This window comes from Saccharothrix sp. HUAS TT1 (genome assembly GCF_040744945.1).
GTDB lineage: Bacteria > Actinomycetota > Actinomycetes > Mycobacteriales > Pseudonocardiaceae > Actinosynnema.
Genome location: NZ_CP160453.1, coordinates 659636 through 682931, shown reverse-complemented (window position 1 = coordinate 682931; position 23296 = coordinate 659636). Strand labels below are relative to the sequence as shown.

25 protein-coding genes and 1 pseudogene are annotated in these 23296 nt (G+C 70.5%); 17 read left to right on the top strand and 9 right to left on the bottom strand.

The features are described 5' to 3' along the window. Nucleotides 1–26: 26 nt before the first annotated feature. Nucleotides 27–1250, bottom strand: a complete 1224-nt coding sequence (locus tag AB0F89_RS03340) for an acetyl-CoA C-acetyltransferase (protein WP_367132419.1) — start codon at nucleotides 1248–1250, stop codon at nucleotides 27–29. Nucleotides 1251–1486: 236 nt separating this feature from the next. Between AB0F89_RS03340 and AB0F89_RS03335 the strand changes: the two genes are divergently transcribed. The 3 genes from AB0F89_RS03335 to AB0F89_RS03325 all read left to right on the top strand — a co-directional run bounded on the left by AB0F89_RS03335 (nucleotide 1487) and on the right by AB0F89_RS03325 (nucleotide 5342). Further along, nucleotides 1487–2857 (top strand): cystathionine beta-synthase, encoded by a 1371-nt coding sequence (locus AB0F89_RS03335; RefSeq protein WP_367132417.1) that lies wholly within the window; start codon nucleotides 1487–1489, stop codon nucleotides 2855–2857. Nucleotides 2858–3001: 144 nt separating this feature from the next. Continuing rightward, nucleotides 3002–4102, top strand: coding sequence for an RDD family protein (locus AB0F89_RS03330; protein ID WP_367132415.1), 1101 nt, complete (start codon nucleotides 3002–3004; stop codon nucleotides 4100–4102). 82 nt (nucleotides 4103–4184) lie between these two features. After that, nucleotides 4185–5342, top strand: coding sequence for a cystathionine gamma-synthase (locus tag AB0F89_RS03325; RefSeq protein ID WP_367132412.1), 1158 nt, complete (start codon nucleotides 4185–4187; stop codon nucleotides 5340–5342). 48 nt (nucleotides 5343–5390) lie between these two features. Here the strand turns inward: AB0F89_RS03325 and AB0F89_RS03320 are convergent, their stop codons facing one another. The 3 genes from AB0F89_RS03320 to hppD all read right to left on the bottom strand — a co-directional run bounded on the left by AB0F89_RS03320 (nucleotide 5391) and on the right by hppD (nucleotide 7239). Next, nucleotides 5391–5663, bottom strand: a complete 273-nt coding sequence (locus tag AB0F89_RS03320) for a DUF2277 domain-containing protein (RefSeq protein ID WP_367132410.1) — start codon at nucleotides 5661–5663, stop codon at nucleotides 5391–5393. Nucleotides 5664–5685: 22 nt separating this feature from the next. Beyond that, nucleotides 5686–5916, bottom strand: a complete 231-nt coding sequence (locus tag AB0F89_RS03315) for a hypothetical protein (protein WP_367132408.1) — start codon at nucleotides 5914–5916, stop codon at nucleotides 5686–5688. 141 nt (nucleotides 5917–6057) lie between these two features. Continuing rightward, nucleotides 6058–7239: a 4-hydroxyphenylpyruvate dioxygenase gene (gene hppD, locus AB0F89_RS03310; RefSeq protein WP_367132406.1), complete on the bottom strand. Its 1182-nt coding sequence runs from the start codon at nucleotides 7237–7239 to the stop codon at nucleotides 6058–6060. A gap of 74 nt (nucleotides 7240–7313) precedes the next feature. Here hppD and AB0F89_RS03305 point away from each other — a divergent pair, with 74 nt between their 5' ends. Beyond that, a complete protein-coding gene (locus tag AB0F89_RS03305; RefSeq protein WP_367132404.1) occupies nucleotides 7314–7826 on the top strand; it encodes an Lrp/AsnC family transcriptional regulator in 513 nt (170 codons plus the stop codon). Between the two features lie 75 nt (nucleotides 7827–7901). On the opposite strand, the gene greA is transcribed toward AB0F89_RS03305, so the two are convergent. Both greA and AB0F89_RS03295 read right to left on the bottom strand, forming a co-directional pair. After that, nucleotides 7902–8396 carry a transcription elongation factor GreA gene (greA, locus tag AB0F89_RS03300; RefSeq protein WP_367132403.1) on the bottom strand — a complete coding sequence of 165 codons (495 nt, stop codon included), beginning with the start codon at nucleotides 8394–8396 and terminating at the stop codon, nucleotides 7902–7904. Nucleotides 8397–8581: 185 nt separating this feature from the next. Then, the gene (locus tag AB0F89_RS03295; RefSeq protein ID WP_367132401.1) at nucleotides 8582–8992 is read right to left on the bottom strand and encodes a DUF4307 domain-containing protein; all 411 of its coding nucleotides are present in this window, start codon (nucleotides 8990–8992) and stop codon (nucleotides 8582–8584) included. Nucleotides 8993–9103: 111 nt separating this feature from the next. Between AB0F89_RS03295 and mca the strand changes: the two genes are divergently transcribed. Beyond that, nucleotides 9104–9985, top strand: a complete 882-nt coding sequence (gene mca, locus AB0F89_RS03290) for a mycothiol conjugate amidase Mca (protein WP_367132399.1) — start codon at nucleotides 9104–9106, stop codon at nucleotides 9983–9985. Nucleotides 9986–9999: 14 nt separating this feature from the next. Next, nucleotides 10000–10263, top strand: a complete 264-nt coding sequence (locus AB0F89_RS03285) for a hypothetical protein (protein WP_367138676.1) — start codon at nucleotides 10000–10002, stop codon at nucleotides 10261–10263. A 12-nt stretch (nucleotides 10264–10275) separates the two neighbouring features. On the opposite strand, the pseudogene AB0F89_RS03280 reads toward AB0F89_RS03285, so the two are convergent. Next, a pseudogene (locus tag AB0F89_RS03280) lies at nucleotides 10276–11001 on the bottom strand (metallophosphoesterase); the annotation flags it as partial. 68 nt (nucleotides 11002–11069) lie between these two features. Between AB0F89_RS03280 and AB0F89_RS03275 the strand changes: the two are divergent. From AB0F89_RS03275 to AB0F89_RS03230, 10 genes are all read left to right on the top strand, one after another. After that, nucleotides 11070–13037, top strand: coding sequence for a thioredoxin domain-containing protein (locus tag AB0F89_RS03275; protein ID WP_367132397.1), 1968 nt, complete (start codon nucleotides 11070–11072; stop codon nucleotides 13035–13037). Between the two features lie 75 nt (nucleotides 13038–13112). Beyond that, nucleotides 13113–13670 (top strand): hypothetical protein, encoded by a 558-nt coding sequence (locus tag AB0F89_RS03270; RefSeq protein WP_367132395.1) that lies wholly within the window; start codon nucleotides 13113–13115, stop codon nucleotides 13668–13670. A 747-nt stretch (nucleotides 13671–14417) separates the two neighbouring features. Then, the gene (locus AB0F89_RS03265) at nucleotides 14418–15188 is read left to right on the top strand and encodes a GntR family transcriptional regulator (RefSeq protein ID WP_367132393.1); all 771 of its coding nucleotides are present in this window, start codon (nucleotides 14418–14420) and stop codon (nucleotides 15186–15188) included. 179 nt (nucleotides 15189–15367) lie between these two features. Continuing rightward, complete coding sequence (locus AB0F89_RS03260) at nucleotides 15368–15727, top strand: hypothetical protein (RefSeq protein WP_367132392.1); 360 nt, start codon at nucleotides 15368–15370, stop codon at nucleotides 15725–15727. Nucleotides 15728–15736: 9 nt separating this feature from the next. Further along, nucleotides 15737–16054: a hypothetical protein gene (locus AB0F89_RS03255; protein WP_367132390.1), complete on the top strand. Its 318-nt coding sequence runs from the start codon at nucleotides 15737–15739 to the stop codon at nucleotides 16052–16054. Continuing rightward, a complete protein-coding gene (locus AB0F89_RS03250) occupies nucleotides 16051–16305 on the top strand; it encodes a transcriptional regulator (protein ID WP_367132388.1) in 255 nt (84 codons plus the stop codon). The genes AB0F89_RS03255 and AB0F89_RS03250 overlap by 4 nt, the downstream gene beginning before the upstream one ends. A gap of 411 nt (nucleotides 16306–16716) precedes the next feature. Next, the gene (locus tag AB0F89_RS03245) at nucleotides 16717–18117 is read left to right on the top strand and encodes an FtsK/SpoIIIE domain-containing protein (RefSeq protein WP_367132386.1); all 1401 of its coding nucleotides are present in this window, start codon (nucleotides 16717–16719) and stop codon (nucleotides 18115–18117) included. A 32-nt stretch (nucleotides 18118–18149) separates the two neighbouring features. Further along, entirely contained in the window at nucleotides 18150–19763 is a 1614-nt protein-coding gene (locus tag AB0F89_RS03240) for a replication initiator (RefSeq protein ID WP_367138674.1), read from the top strand. Between the two features lie 14 nt (nucleotides 19764–19777). Then, nucleotides 19778–19966, top strand: coding sequence for a helix-turn-helix transcriptional regulator (locus AB0F89_RS03235; RefSeq protein WP_367132384.1), 189 nt, complete (start codon nucleotides 19778–19780; stop codon nucleotides 19964–19966). A 36-nt stretch (nucleotides 19967–20002) separates the two neighbouring features. Next, nucleotides 20003–21226 carry a tyrosine-type recombinase/integrase gene (locus AB0F89_RS03230; protein ID WP_367132382.1) on the top strand — a complete coding sequence of 408 codons (1224 nt, stop codon included), beginning with the start codon at nucleotides 20003–20005 and terminating at the stop codon, nucleotides 21224–21226. A gap of 1 nt (nucleotide 21227) precedes the next feature. Here AB0F89_RS03230 and AB0F89_RS03225 read toward each other — a convergent pair whose 3' ends face one another. Both AB0F89_RS03225 and AB0F89_RS03220 read right to left on the bottom strand, forming a co-directional pair. After that, nucleotides 21228–21548: a hypothetical protein gene (locus AB0F89_RS03225; RefSeq protein WP_367132381.1), complete on the bottom strand. Its 321-nt coding sequence runs from the start codon at nucleotides 21546–21548 to the stop codon at nucleotides 21228–21230. A gap of 112 nt (nucleotides 21549–21660) precedes the next feature. Beyond that, nucleotides 21661–22338 (bottom strand): hemolysin III family protein, encoded by a 678-nt coding sequence (locus tag AB0F89_RS03220; protein WP_367132379.1) that lies wholly within the window; start codon nucleotides 22336–22338, stop codon nucleotides 21661–21663. Nucleotides 22339–22420: 82 nt separating this feature from the next. Here AB0F89_RS03220 and AB0F89_RS03215 point away from each other — a divergent pair, with 82 nt between their 5' ends. After that, the gene (locus tag AB0F89_RS03215; protein ID WP_367132377.1) at nucleotides 22421–23203 is read left to right on the top strand and encodes an isoprenyl transferase; all 783 of its coding nucleotides are present in this window, start codon (nucleotides 22421–22423) and stop codon (nucleotides 23201–23203) included. Nucleotides 23204–23296 lie beyond the last annotated feature (93 nt).

Here is a 23296-nt window from a genome sequence, read left to right as displayed (position 1 = left end):
CGGACCGGCGTTCGGCGTGACGCGGTTCAGCTCAGCCGCTCCAGCACCATCGCCATGCCCTGGCCGCCGCCGACGCACATGGTCTCCAGGCCGAACTGCTTGTCGTGGAACCGCAGCGAGTTGATCAGCGTCGTGGTGATCCGCGCCCCGGTCATCCCGAACGGGTGACCCACGGCGATCGCGCCGCCGTTGACGTTCAGCCGGTCCAGGTCGACGCCCAGGTCCCGGTAGGACGGGATGACCTGCGCCGCGAACGCCTCGTTGATCTCCACCAGGTCGATGTCCGAGATCGACATCCCGGCCAGCGCCAGCGCCCGCCGCGACGCCTCGACCGGCCCGAGGCCCATGATCTCCGGCGACAGCCCGGACACGCCGGTCGACACGATCCGCGCCAGCGGCGTGATGCCGAGCTCCTTCGCCCTGACGTCGCTCATGATCACCAACGCCGCCGCGCCGTCGTTCAACGGGCAGCAGTTGGCCGCGGTGACCCGGCCGTCCGGCCGGAACACCGGCTTGAGCCCGGACACGCCCTCGATCGTCACGCCCGGCCGCGGGCCGTCGTCGGTCGACACGACCGTGCCGTCCGGCAGGGTGATCGGCGTGATCTCGCGCGCCCAGAAGCCGTTGGCGATGGCCTTCTCGGCGAGGTTCTGCGACCGCACGCCGAACTCGTCCATCTCCTGCCGCGTGACGCCCTTGGTCAGCGCCAGGTTCTCCGCCGTCTGGCCCATGGCGACGTAGATGTCGGGCACCTGCCCGTTCCGCCGCGGGTCGACCCACTCGGAGGCGCCCGACTGGGCGACGGCCGCGGTGCGGGCCTCGGCGTCGGCGAACGCGGGGTTGTGCGTGCCCGGCCACGAGTCGGACGACCCGCGCGCGAAGCTGGACACCGTCTCCACGCCGGCGCTGATGAACACGTCGCCCTCGCCGGCCTTGATGGCGTGCAGCGCCATCCGGGTCGTCTGCACGCTGGACGCGCAGTAGCGGGTGACCGTGGTGCCGGGCAGGTTGTCGTACCCCGCCAGCACGGACACCACGCGGCCCAGGTTGAAGCCCTGCTCGCCGCCGGGCAGGCCGCAGCCGAGCATCAGGTCGTCGATGTCCTTGTCGGGGTCGAGCTGCGGGACCTGCGCCAGCGCGGCCTGGAGGACCTGCACGGTCAGGTCGTCGGCGCGCACATCCTTGAGAGAGCCCTTGCCCGCGCGCCCGATGGGCGACCGGGCGGCGGAGACGATCACGGCCTCAGGCATTGCGGAACTCCTTCGTTTCGCCGCAACGTGTGACGTGCAGCCTAGTTAACGCCCGTTCAGCGCGGCCAGCACTCGTGACGAAGGACGCTGAGCAGCGTCGACCCGCCCAACGCCCTCGCGGCCACCGCAACCACCGCACCGAAGCCTCCCCGTCCCAAGCCCGATCGTCCACCCGGCCGCGCGCCGGGTCACCGATATACGCTCAGCGGGTCATCTCAAGAAGTGGAAGGTCCGTCGTGGAGTACGTCGAGAGCGTCGTAGACCTGGTCGGCAACACGCCGCTGGTGAAGCTGAACGGTGTGGCAGACGGCCTCCGGCCGCTCATCCTGGCGAAGGTCGAGTACCTCAACCCGGGCGGCAGCGTGAAGGACCGCATCGCGCTGCGCATGGTCGAGGCGGCCGAGCGCTCCGGCGAGCTCAAGCCCGGCGGCACCATCGTCGAGCCGACGTCGGGCAACACCGGTGTGGGCCTGGCGCTGGTGGCCCAGCGCAAGGGCTACAAGTGCGTGTTCGTCTGCCCGGACAAGGTCAGCGTGGACAAGCGCAACGTGCTCAAGGCGTACGGCGCCGAGGTCGTGGTGTGCCCGACCGCGGTCGCGCCGGAGCACCCCGACTCCTACTACAACGTCTCCGACCGGCTGGTCGCCGAGATCCCCGGCGCGTGGAAGCCCAACCAGTACGCCAACCCGGAGAACCCGGCCAGCCACTACCACGGCACCGGTCCCGAGGTGTGGCGGCAGACCGGGGGCCGGGTCACGCACTTCGTCGCGGGCGTCGGCACGGGCGGCACGATCTCGGGCACCGGCCGCTACCTCAAGGAGGTCTCCGAGGGCCGGGTGAAGATCATCGGCGCGGACCCGGAGGGCTCGGTGTACTCCGGCGGCTCCGGCCGGCCGTACCTGGTGGAGGGCGTCGGCGAGGACTTCTGGCCGGACGCCTACGACCGCACGGTGTGCGACGAGATCGTGGCGGTGTCGGACGCCGACTCGTTCGAGATCACCCGGCGGCTGGCCCGCGAGGAGGGCCTGCTCGTCGGCGGCTCGTGCGGCATGGCGGTCGCGGCGGCGCTGCGGGTGGCCGAGGACGCCGGCCCGGACGACGTGATCGTGGTGCTGCTGCCCGACGGCGGCCGCGGCTACCTGTCGAGCGTGTTCAACGACAAGTGGATGGCGCAGTACGGCTTCCTGTCGCCCGACACGTCCGGCGCGACCGTCGGCGACGTGTTGCGGCGCAAGGACGGCACCGTGCCCGACCTCGTGCACGGCCATCCCAACGAGACGGTCGCCGAGGCGGTCGCGATCATGCGCGAGTACGGCGTCTCGCAGATGCCGGTCGTCAACGCCGAGCCGCCGGTGATGGCCGCCGAGGTCGCCGGCGCGGTCAACGAGCGGGACCTGCTCGACGCGCTGTTCACCGGCAAGGCGCAGCTGACCGACCGGTTGGACCGGCACATGTCGTTGAAGCTGCCCACGATCGGCGCGGGCGAGTCGATCAGCTCCGCGATGTCCGCACTGTCCTCAGCGGACGGGGCACTGGTGCTGGACGACGGCAAGCCCGCGGGCGTGGTCACCCGTCAGGACATCCTGGGCTTCCTGGCCGGCCGCTGATCGGAGCGCCCCCACCCGCCGGTGACCCGTGTCGCGGATCTCCGGCGGGTTCTCCGGTTGCCCGTGGCCAGGGCGGTGCCATCCGCTAGCGTTGGCCACCGACTCATACACCTACGGCCCGTGCCAAGGGGGTTGGAAACTCCGATGAACGCTCCGCAGCCGCCAGGGAACCAGCAGTTCGGCGGTCACGACCAGCAGGAGCAGGGGCAGGGTGCCCAGCCCTCGAACGCCGACGCGACCCAGGTCGTGCCGAGCGGCGGCCAGCCCCCTGCCTTCCCGCCGCCGGAGGCGACCCAGGTGGTGCCCTCCGGCCAGCAACCCCAGCAGCCGCCGTCGAACCCGGACGCGACCCAGGTCGTCGCACCCGGCATGACCCAGCAGCCGCCGTCGAACCCGTACGGCCAGCCCGCGCAGCAGCCCGGCTCGGGCGCGTTCCCGGCCCAGCAGAACCCCTACGGCCAGCAGCCGCCCGCGCAGTACGGCCAGCAGCCCTACGGCCAGCAGCCGCCGTCCAACCCGTACGGCCAGCCGCAGGCGAACCCGTACGGCCAGCAGCCGTCCAACCCGTACGGCCAGCCGCAGCTGAGCAACCCGTACGGGCAGCCGCAGCAGCAGGCGTGGGGCGCGCAGCCGTCCTACGGCCAGCCCGCTTACGGCGCGCCCACGGGCGGTTACGCGGAGTGGGGCAGCCGCGCGGTCGGCTTCCTGATCGACTACGCCGCGCCGGGCGCCATCTTCGGCGTCCTCGCGGGCATCGGCGCGGCCACCGGCGACATGACGATCTACTTCATCCTCGCCGGCGTCGGCGCGCTGGGCATGCTCGGCTTCATGATCTACAACTCGTGGTACCTGGCGGGCACCACCGGCCAGTCGATGGGCAAGAAGGTCGCCAAGGTCAAGCTCATCAGCGAGGAGACGGGGCAGCCGATCGGCTTCGGCAACGCCTTCGTCCGGCACCTGTGCCACTTCGTCGACTCGCTGCCCTGCTACGCGGGCTGGTTCGCGCCGCTGTGGGAGGCCAAGAAGCAGACGTGGGCCGACAAGATCATGGGCACGGTCGTGGTGAACGCGCCCGCCGGCGCGGCCCCCGGCGGCTACCCCGGCGCCGGTGGCGGTTACGGCCAGCCGAACCCGTACGGTCAGGCGCCCGCGTCGAACCCGTACGGCCAGCCGCCCGCGTCGAACCCGTACGGCCAGCCGCAGCAGCAGAACCCCTACGGCCAGCAGCCGCCGCAGCAGTGGTGAGCGCGTTACCCGGGGTCACCCGACCGCCCGTCGGCATCCAGCCGACGGGCGGTTGCCTTTTCGGCCGCCGTACTCTAGGGGCATGACGGACACCGGCCAGTACGGTTTCGCGACCAGGGCCATCCACGCCGGGCAGGAGCCCGACCCCACGACGGGCTCGGTCATCGTGCCGATCCACGCCACCTCGACCTACGCCCAGGACGGCGTCGGCGGGCTGCGCGGCGGGTTCGAGTACTCGCGCACCGGCAACCCCACCCGGGCCGCGCTGGAGGAGTGCCTGGCGGCGCTCGAAGGCGGCAGGCACGGTCGCGCGTTCGCGTCCGGCATGGGCGCGACCGACACCGCCCTGCGCGCGATGTGCCGTCCCGGCGACCACGTCGTCATCCCGAACGACGCGTACGGCGGCACGTTCCGGCTGATCGACAAGGTGCTGTCGCACTGGGGCGTCGAGCACACGCCGGCGCAGGTGTCCGACGTCGACGCGGTGCGCGCGGCCATCCGGCCGAACACCAAGGTGGTCTGGATCGAGACGCCGACCAACCCGCTGCTGAACATCGCCGACATCGCCGCGCTCGCGCAGGTGGCGCACTCGGCGGGGGCGAAGCTGGTGGTGGACAACACGTTCGCGTCGCCGTACCTGCAGAGCCCGCTGGAGCTGGGCGCCGACGTGGTGCTGCACTCGACCACCAAGTACGTCGGCGGGCACTCGGACGTCATCGGTGGCGCGCTGGTCACGTCGGACGACGAGCTGGACGCGCAGTTCGGGTTCCTGCAGAACGGCGCGGGCGCGGTGCCGGGGCCGTTCGACGCGTGGCTGACGCTGCGCGGGATCAAGACGCTCGAAGTGCGCATGGAGAAGCACTCGGACAACGCGGAGAAGATCACCGAAGCGCTGCTGCGGCACCCGCGGGTCACCGGGGTCTACTACCCGGGCCTGCCCGACCACCCCGGCCACGAGGTCGCGGCGAAGCAGATGCGCCGGTTCGGCGGCATGATCTCGTTCACCGTCGAGGGCGGCGAGCAGGCCGCGCTGGACGTCTGCTCCCGCACCCGCCTGTTCACCCTGGCGGAGTCGCTGGGCGGCGTCGAGTCGCTGATCGAGCACCCGGGCCGGATGACCCACGCCAGCACCGCCGGCTCCCTGCTCGAAGTCCCCGCCGACCTGGTCCGCCTCTCCGTGGGCATCGAATCGGCCGACGACCTGATCGCCGACCTGACCACCGCCCTCACCCCCCGCTAACCCCCGCGAGTCGAACCTCCACGTCCCGCGAGTGTTCGACTCGCGGGGTCAGCGGGGGCCGAAGCGGACGGCGTTGCGTTCGCGGGCCTTGGCGGCTTCGACGTCGCGGTCGCGCGGTGGGGCGTTGGTGACCAGCGAGGCCAGCAGGGTCCGGGTGGCCTCGGCCACCGCCTCGACGGCGGCGTCGAACGCCTCCTGGTTCGCCGCCGACGGGCGGGTCGACCCGCTCACCTTGCGCACGTACTGGACCGCCGCCGCGCGGATCTCGTCCTCATCCGCCGGCGGCTCGAAGTTGTGGAGCACCCTGATGTTGCGACACATGGCTCCACTATCGCCCATCGGCTCAGGGCTTGACGTCGTACCGCGCGTTCTCCACCCGCGGCACGGCGGGCAGCTCGTGCCCGTCCACGCACCCGCCGACGAACTCCACCACGCCGTCGCGCTCCACGAACCGGCCGGTCTCCGCGCACCCCGCGTGGGCCACGGTGAAGAAGGCCGCGCCGGTCAGCGCCACGGCCGTGACCACCGCGCCGACGAGCGGGAGCACCGCGGTGACCCGTGCCGCGAGCGCCATGCCACCCTCCAGGTGAATGCTGTGTGAGCCGACCCGGAACCGAGCGTACCGGTCCCGGAGCACCTGGTAGGGCGTCGTCGGCGTTCCGACGACGACGGGCCGGCCCGGAGGCGCCCGGACCGGCCCGTCGACGCACGACCGTCAGAGGTTGCCCCGACGCTCCTGCTCGCGCTCGATCGCCTCGAACAGGGCCTTGAAGTTGCCCTTGCCGAAGCCCAGCGACCCGTGCCGCTCGATCAGCTCGTAGAACACGGTCGGCCGGTCGCCGATCGGCTTGGTGAAGATCTGCAGCAGGTAGCCGTCCTCGTCCCGGTCGACCAGGATGCGGTGCTCCTTCAGCACCTCGATCGGCACCCGCACCTCGCCGATCCGCGCCCGCAGCTCCGGGTCGTCGTAGTACGAGTCCGGCGTCTCCAGGAACTCCACCCCGGCGGCCCGCATCGCGGTCAGCGTGGTGACGATGTCGTTGGTCGCGAGCGCGATGTGCTGCACGCCCGCGCCCTCGTAGAACTCCAGGTACTCGTCGATCTGCGACTTCCGCTTCGCCACCGCGGGCTCGTTGAGCGGGAACTTCACCCGGTGGTTGCCGTTGGAGACGACCTTGCTCATCAACGCCGAGTAGTCGGTGGCGATGTCGTCGCCGACGAACTCCGCCATGTTCACGAAGCCCATCACCCGGTTGTAGAACTCGACCCAGTGGTCCATCCGGCCGAGCTCGACGTTGCCCACGCAGTGGTCGACCGCCTGGAACAGCCGCTTCGGCGCGCCCGCCGGCCGCACGACCGTGCTCTCCCGCGCCTCGTACCCCGGCAGGTACGGCCCGCTGTAGCGGGACCGGTCGACCAGGCTGTGGCGGGTCTCGCCGTACGTCGCGATGGCGGCCACCCGGACGGTGCCGTGCTGGTCGGTGACGTCGTGCGGCTCCTCCAGCACGGTGGCGCCCTGCGCCCGCGCGTGCTCCACGCACCGGTCGACGTCGGCGACCTCCAGTGAGAGGTCCACCACGCCGTCGCCGTGCTTGCGGTGGTGGTCGAGCAGCGGGCTGCCCGGCCGCACGCCGCCGTTGATCACGAACCGCGCCGAGCCGGACTTCAGCACGAAGGACTTGTGGTCCCGCTGCCCGGTCTCCGGTCCGGCGTACGCGACGAGCTGCATCCCGAAGGCGACCTGGTAGAACCACGCGGTCTGGGTCGCGTTGCCGACCACGAAGACCACGGCGTCCATCGAGCGGACGGGGAACGGGTCGCGCGTCCCGTCGTAGTCGACCAGGCCCACGAGTTGGCGGAGCTGGTCGTAGCTCACGTCGTCAAGCTGCTGCGTCATGCTTCCCAGGATGTGCAAGCTGGTCAGGATGAGCAACACTCTGTTGTTTTACTGGTCACCTTGTACAGTGGTACATGGCTTCCGATTCGCAAGCTGAACACTCTGACCAGGCCGTCGACGCCCTGGACGCGCGGCTGTTGCTGCTGCTCACGGACGAGCCGAGGTTGGGCGTGCTGGAGTGCTCGCGACGGCTGGGCGTGGCCCGCGGCACGGTGCAGGCGAGGCTGGACCGGCTGGTGGCGCGCGGCGTGCTGACCGGCTTCCCGCCGGCGCTCGACCTGGCCGCGATGGGCTACGGGCTGACCGCGTTCGCCGTGCTGGAGATCGCCCAGGGGCGGCGGCACGAGGTGTCCGAGGGCCTGGCCGCGATCAACGAGGTGTGCGAGGTGCACGCGACGACCGGGCCGGGCGACCTGTTCGCGCGGGTCGTGGCCCGGTCCAACGCCGACCTGCAGCGGGTGATCGACTCGATCGTGGACGTGCCGGGCGTGCAGCGGCTGTCCACGTCGATCGCCCTGTCGACCCCGGTCGCCCCCCGGGTCCGCCCCCTGCTGGAGCGCACCACGCGACCGGAGCGCGCCAAGTGACCGGGGCGAGCCGGTGACGTGACAGCAGAAGGGCGGCCACCCCGCGCGGTGGCCGCCCTCCCGGTGTCCGGGTGATCAGCCGGCGTACGGCACGGCCTTGATCAGGGTGACCTTCATCGTGCTGCCGTTGGGCAGCTCGTACTCCCGCGCCTCGCCCTCCTTCGCGCCGAGCAACGCCTTGCCCAGCGGTGACGACGGCGAGTAGACCTCCAGGGCGCCGTGCGCGCCCTCCTCACGGGTGGCGAGCAGGAACTCCTCGGTCTCGTCGTCCCCGTCGTAGCGGACGGTCAGCACCATGCCGGGAGCCGCGACCCCCGACACCGTGGGCGCCTCGCCGACCTTGGCGACCCTCAGCAGCTCCTGCAGCTGGCGGATGCGGGCCTCCTGCTTGCCCTGCTCCTCACGGGCCGCGTGGTACCCGCCGTTCTCGCGGAGGTCACCCTCTTCACGACGCGCGTTGATCTCCGCAGCAATGACCGGGCGATTCTCGATCATCTCGTCCAGCTCCCCCTTGAGCCGGTCGTAGGCCTCCTGGGTCAGCCAGGTCACCTCAGTGTCGCTCACGGTCACCAACTCCTCGTCTTGCTCCGGCCCACGGCGTGGGCTGGCAGTTCCCGGGCGCACCAGCCCGGAACGGAAAAACACGGCCCGCGTCGGGGCCGTGCTGGAACGTCAGAGTAACACGTGCACAACGATCGGCGACGGCGTTTTGTTCCCGGATCCGCCCCTAAACGCGCAGATCACCCGCTTGGCCGCTACCTCGTGGACAGGTACGCCGGAACCTGGTAGGAGCAGCCGAACACCTCGCCGGTGACCGGGACCTTGGACGTCCGGAGCACGGTCGTGGCGCGCACGGTGTCGGCGCCGGGCTCGACCAGCACCTCGCGCCGCCCCGCCTCGTCGCCGTCCTGCGCCCGGGCGCGCACGATGCACACCACCGGCCGCTCCGGCGTCTCCCTGACCACCTCGAACGTGATCTCGACGGAGCTGTCGCCCACCACCTCGAACGCCGTCTGCTTGGCCTCGACGGGCATGGTGCCGAGGTTGCGGTAGCCGACCCACGCGACCAACCCGCCCACCAGCACCGCGATCACGGGCAGTGACCAGCGCGCCCACCGGGGCAGGGTCCTGCGCGGCGCGCCGTACCGGCCCTCCGGCAGTGCCACTGTCCGATCCCTTCCCGCCCGTGGGGAACAATGTCCCTCGACCACTGCGTTGAGTGTCGCAGGGGCCGGACCGGACGGGTTCGGCAGGGGCCGAGGAGGAGCACCACCGCCATGCTTGAGAAGCTGCGCCTGATGGCGGTGCACGCGCACCCCGACGACGAGTCCAGCAAGGGCGCCGCCACGATGGCCCGCTACGTCGCCGAGGGCCACGAGGTCATGGTCGTGACCTGCACGGGCGGTGAGGCGGGCAGCATCCTGAACCCCGCCATGGACCGCCCCGACGTGCTGGAGAACATCGCCGACGTGCGGCGCGCCGAGATGGCCCGCGCCGCCGAGATCCTGGGTGTGCGGCACCGCTGGCTGGGTTTCGTCGACTCGGGCCTGCCCGAGGGCGACCCGCTGCCGCCGCTGCCCGAGGGCTGCTTCGCCCTCGTCCCGCTGGAGGAGTCGACGCCCCCGCTGGTCGAGGTGATCCGCGAGTTCCGCCCGCACGTGATCGTCACCTACGACGAGAACGGCGGCTACCCGCACCCCGACCACATCCGCTGCCACGAGGTGTCGGTGGCCGCGTTCGACGCGGCGGGCGACCCGGAGCGCTACCCCGAGCTGGGTGAGCCGTGGCAGCCGCTGAAGCTGTACTACTCGCACGGGTTCTCCCGCGCGAAGCTCGTGGCGTTCCACGACGCCCTGCTCGCGGAGGGCCTGGAGTCCCCGTACGCCGAGTGGCTGGCGGGCTGGGACGCCGACAAGCCGGACGTGATCGAGCGGGTGACCACCCGGGTCGAGTGCGCCGACTTCTTCCCGGTGCGCGACGAGGCGCTGAAGGCCCACGCCACCCAGATCGACCCGGAGAGCCGCTGGTTCGCCGTGCCGCTGGAGATGCAGCGCTCGGTGTGGCCGACGGAGGAGTACGAGCTGGCCCGGTCGCTGGTCGACAGCACCGTGCCCGAGGACGACTTGTTCGCGGGCGTCCAGGAGAGGGTGACAGCGTGACCTCGTTCGACCCGATCCCGTGGGAGCGGACCACGGCGGTCGTCCTGGCCGGGCAGCCGTCCACGGACAAGGACCCGGGCGGCCAGCAGGAGGACTTCGGCAAGTCCTCCCCGCTGGGCCTGCTGATGCTGGTGCTGTTCTTCATCGCGGTGGTGTTCCTGGTGAAGTCGATGAACAAGCACCTGCGCAAGCTGCCCGCCTCGTTCGACGAGCCGGGGGAGAAGGCGGGCGGGAAGGCGGCCGACGAGGCGGTTGACGAGGCGGTCAAGAAGGACTAGCCGGGCCTACTGCTCGTACCAGGTCCGGCGGGCCGGCACCGAGACCACCTCCCGCTCCGGGTAGCGCAGCGCGGTCAGCCGGCCGCCGAACACGCAGCCCGTGTCCAGGCACAGGGTCCCGTTCACCCACTCCGGTTCCTCGACCGGCGTGTGCCCGTACAGGACCATCGCGGCGCCGCGGTAGTCCCGCGCCCACGGGTGGCGGACGGGGAAGCCGCGGGCGTCGAACTCGCCCGTGCCGACGCCCCACAGCGCCAGCGACCGCATCCGCGCCGACTCGCGGCCGTGGTAGCGCTCGGGCAACCCGGCGTGCGCGATGACCAGCTTGCCGCCGTCCAGCACGTAGTGCGGCACCAGGGAGTCGCAGAACGCCAGCGCCTCGGCGCGGAACTCGGGCGTCTCGCGCGCCAGCTGGGCCAGCGAGTGCTCCAGGCCGTGGTTGACCTGGACGTCGTGCCCGCGCAACGCCCGCACCAGCTTCTCCTCGTGGTTGCCCCGCACGGAGATCGCGTTGCCCGCCGCCGCCATCGCCATCGCCAGCCGCAGCACGCCCGGCGTGTCGGGCCCCCGGTCGACCAGGTCGCCCAGGAACGCCACCTTGCGGCCGTCCGGGTGCACGCCCTCGGCGGAGTAGCCCAGCTCGCTCAGCAGGTCCAGGAGTTCCACCAGGCACCCGTGCACGTCGCCGACCACGTCGAACGGTCCGGTCTCGTGGCGCAGGTCGTGGGGTAACGGCTCGTCGGGGGGTTCCACGGGCCCAGTCTGGTCGACCGGTCCGGCGGTTGTCCGGGAATTACTGTGGAGCCATGACGAACCGGCTCGCGTCCTCGACCAGCCCGTACCTGCTCCAGCACGCCGAGAACCCGGTGCACTGGTGGCCGTGGTCGCCGGAGGCGTTCGCGGAGGCGCGCTCGCGGAACGTGCCGGTGCTGCTGTCGGTCGGGTACGCGGCGTGCCACTGGTGCCACGTGATGGCGCACGAGTCGTTCGAGGACGAGGGCACCGCGGCGTACATGAACGAGCACTTCGTCAACGTCAAGGTGGACCGCGAGGAGCGGCCGGACGTGGACGCGGTCTACATGGCGGTGACGCAGGCGCTCAGCGGCCAGGGCGGGTGGCCGATGACGTGCTTCCTCACCCCCGGCGGCGAGCCGTTCTACGCGGGCACGTACTACCCGCCGACGCCGCACCCCGGCCTGCCGTCGTTCCGGCAGGTGCTGGAGGCCATCGAGCACGCGTGGCGCGAGCAGGGCGACCAGGTGCGCGAGTCGGCGGCGGGGATCGTGGCGCAGCTGGCGTTCCAGCCGCTGCCGCAGTCCACTGTGGACGAGGAGGTGCTGGCGGGCGCGGTGGTGTCGCTGCTCGGCCACTTCGACCGGGTCAACGCCGGGTTCGGCGGCGCGCCGAAGTTCCCGCCGTCGACGGTGCTGGAGTTCCTGCTGCGCCACCACGAGCGGACCGGGTCGGTCCAGGCGCTGTCGATGGCGCGGGCGACGTGCGACGCGATGGCGAACGGCGGGCTGTACGACCAGCTGGCCGGCGGGTTCGCGCGCTACAGCGTGGACGCGGCGTGGGTGGTGCCGCACTTCGAGAAGATGTTGTACGACAACGCCTTGCTGCTGCGTGCCTACACGCACCTGAGCCGCCGTGACGACAACCCGCGGTACCGGGCGGTGGTGCGGGAGACCGCCGACTTCCTGATCCGCGACCTCGGCACGCCGGAGGGCGGGTTCGCGGCGTCGTTGGACGCGGACACCCAGGGTGTGGAGGGCGCGACCTACGTGTGGACGCCCGCGCAGTTGGTCCAGGCGCTGGGGTTGGCGACCGGAGCGCGCGCTGCGGCGCTCTACGGCGTGACGGACGAGGGCACGTTCGAGCACGGCACGTCGACGTTGCGGATGCTCGGCGAACCCGACCCGGAGATCGCCGCGAAGCTGCTGGAGGTGCGCGACCGCCGGCCGCAGCCGGGGCGTGACGACAAGGTCGTGACGGCGTGGAACGGGATGGCGATCGGCGCGCTGGCCGAGGCGGGCGCGGTGTTCGGCGAGCCGCGCTGGGTCGAGGCGGCCGTCGCGGCGGCGTCGCTGGTGCTGGACGTGCACCTGGTCGACGGGCGGCTGCTGCGCACGTCGCGCAACGGCGTCGCGGGCCCGGCGGCGGGGGTGCTGGAGGACTACGGCTGCTTCGCCGACGGCCTGCTGGCGCTGCACCAGGCCACCGGCGACGTCCGGTGGTTCACCGCCGCGTGCGCGCTGCTGGACACCGCGCTGGCGCGGTTCGCGGGCGACGAGCCCGGCGTCTACTTCGACACCGCCGACGACGCCGAGGCACTGGTGCAGCGGCCGTCGGACCCGTCGGACAACGCGACGCCGTCCGGCGCGTCGTCGCTGGCGTCCGCGCTGGTCACGGCGTCCGTGCTGGGCGGGCCGTCGAGCTACCGGGAGGCCGCCGAGGCCGCCGTCGCGCGAGCCGGGCTGCTGGCCGCCAGGGAGCCCCGGTTCGCCGGGCACTGGCTGAGCGTGGCCGAGGCGCTGGCGCTGGGCCCGGTGCAGGTGGCCGTGGTCGGCGACGCGCCGGACCTGGTCGCCGCCGCGCGGACCGGCGTGCACGGCGGCGGCGTGGTCGTCGCGGGCGCCCCCGACTCCGCACCGCTGCTGGCCGACCGACCGCTGGTGGACGGCGGCCCGGCGGTCTACGTGTGCCGGGGGTACGTGTGCGACCGGCCCGTGACGACGGTGGGCGAGCTGGCGGAGGCGCTGACCGTCCACCGGTAGCGAACCCGGGTCCGCGGCGTGGGCTGCGGGCGTAGCGTCTGCATCGACGTAATCATGTAATCAAGGTGGTGCGAGATGCGACGTGCTTGGGGAGGACGGGGCGGCTGGCAGCAGGCTGACCACCCGCCGGCGGACGACGCGGCGGCCTGGTTCAGCGGCCGGCTGCCCGACGGCTGGTTCACCGGGACGCCGGACGTCACGGTGGACCGGGAGGAGATCCTGGTCGTCGGCGCGCTGCCCCCACTGGACGGCGGGTTCTCCGACGACGCCGAGCGCGCGGCGGCCGAGTCGGGCCGAATCAGCCGGTTCCGCGAGCAGACCAGGGACGAGCGGATCGAGATCGCCCGCCAAGCCGAGCACCGGTACCGGCGCAAGGTCGCCTGGGGCGCGCGGCTCGGTGGCACGGAGGAGCTGTTCACCACGCTGTCCGTGCCGGTGATGACGCGGCTGCGGCAGCCGGAGCGGGTGGTGCTGGACACCCTGGTCGCGGCCGGGGTGGCGCGGTCGCGGTCGGAGGCGCTGGCGTGGGCGGTGCGGCTGGTCGGCGAGCACGCGGACACGTGGCTGACCGAGTTGCGCGAGGCGATGACCAGGGTGGACGACCTGCGCGCCCAAGGCCCCGACCTGGGCTGACCAACCACCACCCACTTCGTCGGCCCGAGCCCCCGCGCCGACCTACCCACCCACCAGACCGGCGCCGGTCAGGAGTAGATGGCGAACCAGATGGCGATGATCTGACCGCCGGTCGGACGCCTTGTGCCTGAAGACGTCTGAAACAGCGTTCTAGCTGGGCATACGTCGTTCGTGATTTCTCGCTCGGTCTCGCCGTCTTCGGACGTTCGACGGCCTGAGGACGGCCTGGTCCTGGTCTGTCCGCGCCACGGGCACCACCTCGCCGCCAACCGGTCGAGGTGGTGCCCGTTCGCGTGTCGGGCACTTCCTCACTCGGACACCCCTCCCGGTGGCAAGGCGGCGAAGCCGTCGCGGCAGTCGATCGCCGTGCCCGGCCCGCCCGAACCACGTGACCGCGCGATCGTCCCGACCGGTGCCGCTGGCAGGCTCATGGTTCTGGCGGCCGTTGTCGCCCGGCGCGCCGCCACCCGGCCACGTGCACCGGCTCCGCGCACGGCCGACGGGCGGAGCGGAGCGGGAGCCCGGCGTGCCGTGATGCGGGGAGTCGGTGCCAACGTGCGCCGGACTGCGTCGAGCGCCGCCGCAGGCGGCGCGCCTTGATCTCATACAGCGCAATTCGTCAACGCTCAGTACCGGGCCGGGGTGTCCATCCATTCGGGATGCATTCATCGTGGCCCGAGGTCTCAAGGCACTGCAGGGTGCAGTAAACTCGTCTACCCAAGTAGACAACTTGAGGGGAAGTGTGCGGTGCCCGTTGATCCGTCTAGTGATCGAGCCGTCTTCCGGCAGATCGCGGACGAGTTGAGGTCGTCCATCAAGGACGGTACCTATGGTCCTGGCTCTCGACTGCCTTCGGAGAACGAACTCGCGAAGCGATACGACGTCACCAGGGTGACGGTCCGTCGAGCGCTCGGAGAGCTGGCCGCCGAAGGGCTGACCGTCTCGCAACATGGCCGTGGCGTTTTCGTGCGCTCGACTCCGGTGATCGTTCGAGCAAGCTTGGCCCGGTTCTCGCGCAAGCGGCGGCAAGAGGGCGACGGTGCTTTCGCGGCAGAGGTGAAGCGGCTTGGAATGGTGCCACGCCAGCGGTTGACCGAAGTCGGTGAGATCGACCCACCGGATTTTGTGGCTGATGCTCTGAACTTGAGCAGTGGTGAAAAAGTGGTGGTCAGGCGGCGGGTGATGTTCGCCGACGACCTACCGCTCCAGTTGGCGGACAGCTACTTCGCGAGCTCTTTGGCCGCTGGAACCAAGCTGCTCGATGAGGACTCCGGACCGGGCGGCTCGTATGCCAGGGTGGAGGAGGAGGGGCACACACTGGCGCGGTTTCGTGAGGATCTGACCGCGCGCATGCCCACTCCCGAGGAGGCACGAGCCCTGCAGCTTGGTACGGGCGTGCCGGTGGTTCAGCTCCGGAGGATCGCCTACGACCAGGACGGCCGGGCGGTGGAGGTCTTCGACAGCGTGGTTGCTGCCGACAAGTACCAGTTCACATACGAGTTCGACGCACCCGAGTAGCCCCGACTGACCAGTTTGCGCTGGTCAGCGGACTGCTCTTACTGCTTGCATACTTGTGTACACTAGTAGTCGAGTGAACAAGAGGCGCGCGGCGCGCCACGAGAGGTGGAACTATGGCGATTCCTGCTGGTCACAGGTTTTCGATCACGTTCGATGAGCTGTTCCCGCAAGGGTTCTTCGTGTTGAAGGTGGAGCGGGCGCAGGAGTTCAGCGAGGGCAAGGCACCGCGTCCGGCGGTCGACAAGGTGTCGGGGTTGCCGGTGTGGACGGTCCAGGGGACCGACCCGTCAGCGCGCGGGAAGAACACCGGGGCGGTGGTGAAGATCGCGTCGGAGTACCAGCCGGTTCCGCCGGAGGTGCTGCCCGGTACGCCGTTCCGTCCGGCGGTGTTCGTGGGGTTGAGGGTGTCGCCGTACGTGCGGGACGGCTGGGTGAACTGGACGGTCTGGGCGGAGGAGATGGTGTCGCCGCAGGAGGCGGCCAAGGGGCGTCGGGGCAAGTCGGACACGTCGGCGGGCGCTCCGTCGGTTGCGGCCTGAGGGGGGATCGTGGAGTTGCAAGGGTTGTTCACGCCGGGTCCGGAGTCCAAGGCTGAGGTGGTCAACTATCCGGGTACGGACTGGTACGGGCTGCGGTTGACGCTGGACCCGGGCGAAGTCGTGCTGGGGATGCCGGAGGGTGAGGACGGGCGGGAGAGGTTGGCGGCCTTCCTGACCGAACTGACCAGGTGTGCCCACTTCCTGACGGGAGTGCTGGACCCGTCGCCGAACCACGTTTTCCAGCCGGGTTACGGCTCGTCCGGTGGCACGGTGTGGTCGGATGCCTCGATCTACGGGGAGTCGGGGCCGGGGAGCCGTCCGCGATGACCGGTGTCGCCGGGGTCAAGCCGAAGTTCGCGGTATTCCTGCGGGCGGACTCGTTCGGGCGTGCGATGGCGTTGGCGGGGTTCCGGTCGGAGTACGCGTTGGCCAAGGCGATGGGGCTGAACCGGGCGTCGGTGAAGCGGGTCCGGACCGGCGAGTCGATGCCGGGTCCGGGGTTCATCGCCGGTGCGTTGAAGGCGCTCGCGCCGATGGTGTTCGAGGACCTGTTCGAGGTCGACGACAACGAGGAGTGACCGCGCCGCAGGTGCGTGACAACTGAACAGATCGCGGCTGGTCGGTGTGGTCGCGGGGAGGCAGTCCAAGTCTTGGCGGGCTCCGGCTGTCTCCCCGCGACTCACCTGACTGGCTTCGCCATGCACTTTTGTTGACACACAAGGGATTCCAGTCATGACAAGGGTATCTCGTCGCGGGGGACGTGCGTCAAATCGGGCCGTCGCCCCGTCAGGGTGGAAGCCGTCCAACGGCACCAGGTGCCGGCGGTGCAAGCGGTTCGGCGTGTTCGCACCCGGACAGCTCGACTGCTGCGCGTGCTTGGGGTGGCTCGCGCTGATCTTTACCTCGGCCAGGGGTGTGGCGTGATGGCGCGGTGGGTTGATCCGGCTCCGTTCGAGGGCGCTCGGCCTCGGGTGCCGTGGTGGGCGTTGATGCCGGGCAAGCTGAAGTGGTTGGCGTTCATCGTGGCGCTGGTGTGGCTGCTGCTGGTCGGTGTCGTGCGCCTGGTGCTCGTCGTGGTCCGGTACCCGGTGGTCACGCTGGTGCCGCTGACGGCGGCCTGGTGCTGGACGCGGTTCGGGCTGTCGCCGCTGGTCCTGGCCTTGCTGAGCCTGACGGCGGGGCTCACTGTCTGGGCTGGCCTGGACCGGGCGTCGTTCCTGCGGCACGTGTGGTTCCGGCTGGTCACCGAGTACCGGCGGGCGACGGTGTACGTGCCGCGTTGGCGCACCACGATGCGCCTGGCCGAGCTGGCCAAGGACGACCGGGGACGTGAGTATCGGCCCAAACTGCGGCGGGTGCGATCCGAGGGATGGCGCGACCGGGTTCGGGTGCGGCTGATCCCGGCGCAGGCACCGGAGGCGTGGGAATTGCGCCGTGACGGGTTGGCGCACTCGTTCGGGGCGCAGTCGTGCCGGGTGCGAGTGGTGCGGCCGAAGGTGATCGAACTCGACTTCGTCCACCATGACCCGTTGGCACGGTCGCTGCCGGTGCCGTTCCTGTCCGACGATGCAGACGCGGTCGACCTCAAGCGAGTGGTGGTCGGGCGCACGGAGACCGGTAAGCCGTGGCGGATTCGCTTGCAGGGCAACCAAGTTCTTGGTGTCGGTGTGCAGGGTGCGGGCAAGGGCTCGGTCTTGTGGTCGATCATCTGGCACCTTGCTCCGGCGGTGCGGGCCGGACTCGTGCGCCTGGTGGGCATCGACCCCAAGGGCGGTATGGAGCTGGGGCAGTGCCCGGACGCGTTCGCCCGGCTGGTGTTCGACAACGGCCGTGAGGCGGTCGAGCTGCTGGAGGAGCTGGCGGCGGAAGTCAAGGAACGGGCCGCGCGGTACCGGGGTGTGAGGCGGCTGTGGGCGCGCTCGAACGGTGAGCCGTTCACGGTGCTCGTGGTGGATGAGCTGGCGGACCTGATCGCCTACCAGCCGGACAAGGGCCTTCGGGAGCGCGCCACCCGCGCCATCCAGACCATCACCTCACAGGGCCGTGCTCCGGGCTTCTGCGTCCTGGGCTTGGTGCAGGACCCGCGCAAGGAGGTTGTGGGATTCCGGCACCTGTTCGGCACCCGCGTGGCGCTGCGCTTGGACGAGTCGGCGCAGGTGGACATGGTCCTTGGCGACGGTGCCCGTGCTCGTGGTGCGGCGGCTCACGAGATCAGCGAGCAGACACCCGGCGTGGCTTGGGTGAAGACGGACGGCAGGGGAGAGCCGGAGCGGGCTCGGGCCTTCCACGTCACCGACGCGGACTTGGTCGAGCTGGGCGTGTTCCTGGCTGACGCGGCCGTGCACGAGTTCCCCACTCGACCGGATGGCACGGGGGAGGTGGCGGCGTGACGACCCCGGCTGTGCCACTGGACGTGGCGGGCATGACGTCGGCCGAACGTGCCCGGATGCCGTTGTCCCTCGACGTGGTCAAGGCGGCGGCCGAACAGCACGGCGTGTGCACCCGGCCCGTGCTGCGGGAGGTCGTGGACCTGGACACCGGAGAGGTGCGGATCGTCGGTGTCCGCTGCAACTCCACCCAGGCGTCCAAGTGCCCGGCCTGCGCCGACCGCAACCGCCGCTCTCGCATGGCTCAGTGTCGTGAGGGTTGGCACCTCGACCATGAACCCATCGCCGAACGGCACGCGCCGACCCGCGACCAGGTCGAGCTGGTGACCTACCGCTCGGACCTGACCGCCGAGTACCGCCAGGCCGTGGCGGAGGGCGCGCTCGATCAGGTGGAAGACCTCCGCGAAGGCATCCGGGAGGCGGACACCGATCTGAAGCGGGAGGGAGTCCGCGGGAACCTCCCCGCCGTGGAACGGCCCGGAAGAACGGCGCCGGTCAGGTCCACCCGGCGCAGGCAGGACACGCCGAACCTTCCCCGCCGGAAGGTCGCCAAGCGCACGGTCGGGCGTGAGTTCGCGGGCAAGTACCGGCCATCGACGTTCATCACGCTGACGCTCGATTCGTACGGCAAGGTCGGACCGGACGGTGCCCCGGTCGACCCGGACTCCTACGACTACCGGCGGGCGGCCAGGGACGCCGTGCACTTCGCCTCCCTGGTCGACCGGTGGTGGCAGAACCTCCGGCGGGTCGTCGGCTTCGATGCCCAGTACTTCGGCACGGTCGAGCCGCAACGCCGCATCACCCCGCACGCGCACTTCGCCGTGCGCGGCTCGATCCCGCACAAGGTCATCCGCCAGGTCACCGCTGCCACCTACCTCCAGGTCTGGTGGCCTGACCATGACCACCTCAAGTACGGCGGTGACCGGCTGCCGGTCTGGGACATGCGCACCAAGGCGTTCGTGGACCCCGGCACCGAGCAGCCCTTGACCACCTGGGCCGACGCCGTGGCCGAGCTGGACGCTCCGGCGCACGTGGCTGAGTTCGGCCGTCAAGTTCACTCGAAAGGCATCCTCGGCGGCACGGAGGAGTCCGGGCGGCACATCGGCTACCTGACCAAGTACCTCACCAAGTCCATCACCGAAGTGGTCGACGTCGACACCTCGCCCCGGCTCGCAGACCACGCGGACCGCCTGGCAGCGGAACTGGCCGTCACGCCGTGCTCGGAGCGATGCGCGATCTGGCTGCTCTACGGCGTCCAGCCCAAGGGCGTGACGTCCAAGACCACCCCTGGCCACTGCAAGGGCAAGGCGCACCGCCGAGACACCCTCGGCCTGCCCGGTCGCCGCGTCCTGGTCTCGCGCCGCTGGTCGGGCAAGACGCTCGCCGAGCACAAGGCGGACCGCGCCACGTTCGTCCGCGAAGCCCTCAAAGCCGCTGGCATCGCCAAGCCGAAAGACGACCGGTCGCGCCTCCAGTGGGGACCGGTCCGACCAGGTGACCCGCACGCCCCATCCCGGACCGAACTCCTCATGCACATGATCGCCCAGCGGCTCACCTGGCAGACGGAGTACCAGCAGGCTCAAGCCACGCTCGCGCGCCTAACGCCATCGGCGCGCGATGTTTCAGCAACGCCGCAGGTAGCGGCTTGACCAGGGGGAACGCCATGAATGACAGGCAAGGGGCTGACCGGCTCTGGACCGTCGAAGACGTGTCCACCTACCTCGGTGTGCCGGTGAAGACGCTCTACCAGTGGAAGTGGCGTCGATACGGGCCGCCGGTGCGGAAGGTCGGCAAGTACCTCCGCTACGTGCCCGCCCAGGTGCGTCGGTGGGTCGAAGACCTGGACGCGTAGCTGTTTCAGCAGTTCAACCGATAGGAGGAGTCTGCCGTGGGGCACGTCCAAGATCGTTGGTGGAAGGAGGAGCGCGACCCCGTGACGGAGAAAGTCACCAGAGTCAAGACCTCCTTGTACGGCAAGGGCCTGCGCTACAAGGTCCGCTACCTCGACCCGCAGAACAAGGAGAAGAGCAAGAGCTTCCCGGACCGCCAGAAGAAGCGGGCGGACGACTTCCTCCTAGAGATGGAGTCGGACAAGCGGGAGGGCAAGTACGTCGACCCCAAAGCCGGGGAGATCAAGTTCTCCAAGTACGTGGAGACCTGGTTCGGCGGTCAGTCCCAGGACGCCGCCACCCAGGAGAACCTGCACAACCAGGTGAACAAGCGCCTAGTCCCGTTCTTCGGCGGGATGGCCATGAAGTCGATCAGCATCCCGAGGGTCCGGGAGTGGCTGGGCTCGATGGGTGACGCGGGTCTGAGCCTCCGCTACCAGCAACTTCTGTTCGACCGGCTGTCTTCGATCCTGAATGCGGCGGTGGAGGAGAAGATCATCACCGGCAACCCGTGCAAGGCGCGGAGCGTGCAGCGGCCGTCACCGCCGGAGCGGCGCGTCAGGCCCTGGCCGGAGACGCGGATGCGGGCGGTCCAGCTCGCGCTGCCGGTCGAGTACAAGATCGCCTTGGTGCTCGCTGCGGGTACCGGCCTGCGCCAGGGCGAGATCTTCGGCCTGGGCGTGGACGAGATCGACCGGGACGCCCGTGAGCTGCACGTCGTCCGTCAAGTCAGGATCGTCGCCAACCAGCTCGTCTATGCCCTGCCCAAGAGCAAGAAGGCGCGAACGGTGCCGCTCGGTGACGGCGTCCTGGACGCGCTGGACGATCACATGACAGCGCACCCGCCGGTCGACGTCACGCTTCCATGGGACCGGCCGGGAGGTGATCCGGTGACCGTGCGCCTGGTGCTCACGATGGACGGCGGCGCGGTCAGGCGTCAGGTGTTCAACATGGGCATCTGGCGTCCGGCCTTCGAAGCAGCAGGGCTGGAATACCGGGAGCGGGAGGACGGGATGCACGGGCTCCGGCACCTCTACGCGTCCAGCCAGTTGGAGAACGGCGTATCCATCAAGGCTCTGTCCGCCCACCTCGGCCACCACGATCCGGGCTTCACGCTGCGGACCTACACGCACCTGATGCCGACCAGCCACGACAAGAGCCGCAAGGCCGCCAACCGCCTCTTCAAGCCCAAGAAGCGACGTGACGGCCTGGAGACGGCGTGACCTACGACGTGGTCACCTGGTTGGCGTTCACCTGGAACTCAGTCCGACCATCGGGCGTCTCGATGCCCCAGGGTCGTCGGGTCGAGATCGTGAGCACCTCTGCGCCGTCCGGCAGCCCTTCTCGTCCGATGACTTCGCAGCTCACCTGCACATCCACCGGGTACGCCGCGTCAGGTGTGAGGGGATCAGCTCCGTCGAAGATGGGCGGCTTGTCGAACAGGCTCCACACAACTCCGTGCACGTCTGTGAGCTGGACTTCGACGCATCCGGGGAACGGCTCATCGCTCACCCAGCGCACGGCCCGTCCTGCCACTGATGTCATGCGGCCGAGTATCGAGGGCCGTGGCCCAGGCAGCCATCGCGTTTCTCGAAGTGACGGCCTGGAGACGGCCTGATCATGGGAATCAGGGGTGGGAAGACAGTAAAACCGCTGGTCAGGAGTAGATGGCGAACCAGATGGCGATGTAGTGGCACAGCGCCGCCAGCACCGTGGCCGCGTGGAAGAACTCGTGGTAGCCGAAGACCTGTGGCCAGGGGTTGGGCCAGCGGGAGGCGTAGAAGATGGCGCCGGCGGTGTAGAGGAGGCCGCCGACGAGGAGGAGGACGAGCGCGGCGACGCCGACGTGGTTCAGCAGGTCCGGCAGGACGAAGACGGCGACCCAGCCCAGGGCGATGTAGATCGGCACGCCGAGCCAGCGCGGGGCGTGCGGCCAGGCCAGTTTCAGCGTGACGCCGCCCAGGGCGCCGAGCCAGACCACCAGCAGCACGACGTTGCCGGTGTTCGGCGGCATGGCCAGCAGGGCGAACGGGGTGTAGGTGCCGGCGATGAAGACGAAGATCATCGAGTGGTCGAGGCGCTTCATCCACGTCCGCGCCCGCACGCTGACCCAGTTCACCCGGTGGTACAGCGCGCTCACGCCGAACAGGCCGAGCACCGTCGCCCCGTACACGGACGTGGCCAGCGCGGCCTTCGCGGACACGGTGGCGGCGGCCAGGGCGATCAGCACCGCGCCGGTCCCGACCGACACGACGAACGACCAGAGGTGCAGCCAACCCCGCAGGCGAGGCCGCAGGGCGGGCTCGGGCGGCTGGGGATGAGTCGACGTGGTCACCCCGCTGAGGTTACGGGAGCGTAGGTGGCCGGGGCAGCACGTGTCAGCGTGACCGCCCCCACCCGGCGTACGCTCTTCCAGCGTGGGTCTTCGCGAGCGCATCAAGGACAAGCTCCTCCTGCCGGTCTACGAGTACCGGCTGAACCGGTGGCTCGACGGCAGGCAACGACCACGCCACGTCGGCGTGGTGCTGGACGGCAACCGCCGGTGGGCCAAGGAGGCGGGCTTCGCGGACGTCGCGCACGGTCACCGCGCCGGCGCGCGCAAGATCCTCGAACTGCTGACCTGGTGCCGCGAGGCCGAGGTCGAGGTCGTCACGCTGTGGCTGCTGTCCACCGACAACCTGGACCGGCCGGCCGAGGAGCTGGGTCCGCTGCTCGACATCATCGCCGACATCGTGGACGAGCTGGCCGAACCCGGTAACCCGTGGCGCGTCCGGCACGTCGGCGCGCTCGACCTGCTGCCCACCGAGACCGCCGCCCGGTTGTCCGCGGCGGCGCTGCGCACCAAGGGCCGCACCGGCCTGGAGGTCAACGTCGCGGTCGGCTACGGCGGCCGGCAGGAGATCGCGGACGCGGTGCGCAAGCTGCTGCAGAAGCACGCCGAGGCCGGGGGCACGATCGAGGAGCTGGCCGAGGTCCTGGACGTCGACCACATCGCCGAACACCTCTACACGTCCGGCCAGCCCGACCCGGACCTGCTCATCCGCACGTCGGGGGAGCAGCGGCTGTCCGGGTTCATGCTGTGGCAGTCCGCGCACTCCGAGTTCTGGTTCTGCGAGGCGTACTGGCCCGAGTTCCGCCGCACCGACTTCCTGCGCGCCCTGCGCGACTACGCCATCCGGCACCGCCGCTTCGGCTCCTGACGCCGCGAGCCCCGACACGGCGAGCCCCGACACGGCGAGCCTGACGCCGCGAGCCCCACAACGCCGAGGGCGGCGCACCCCGGACCGGGGAGC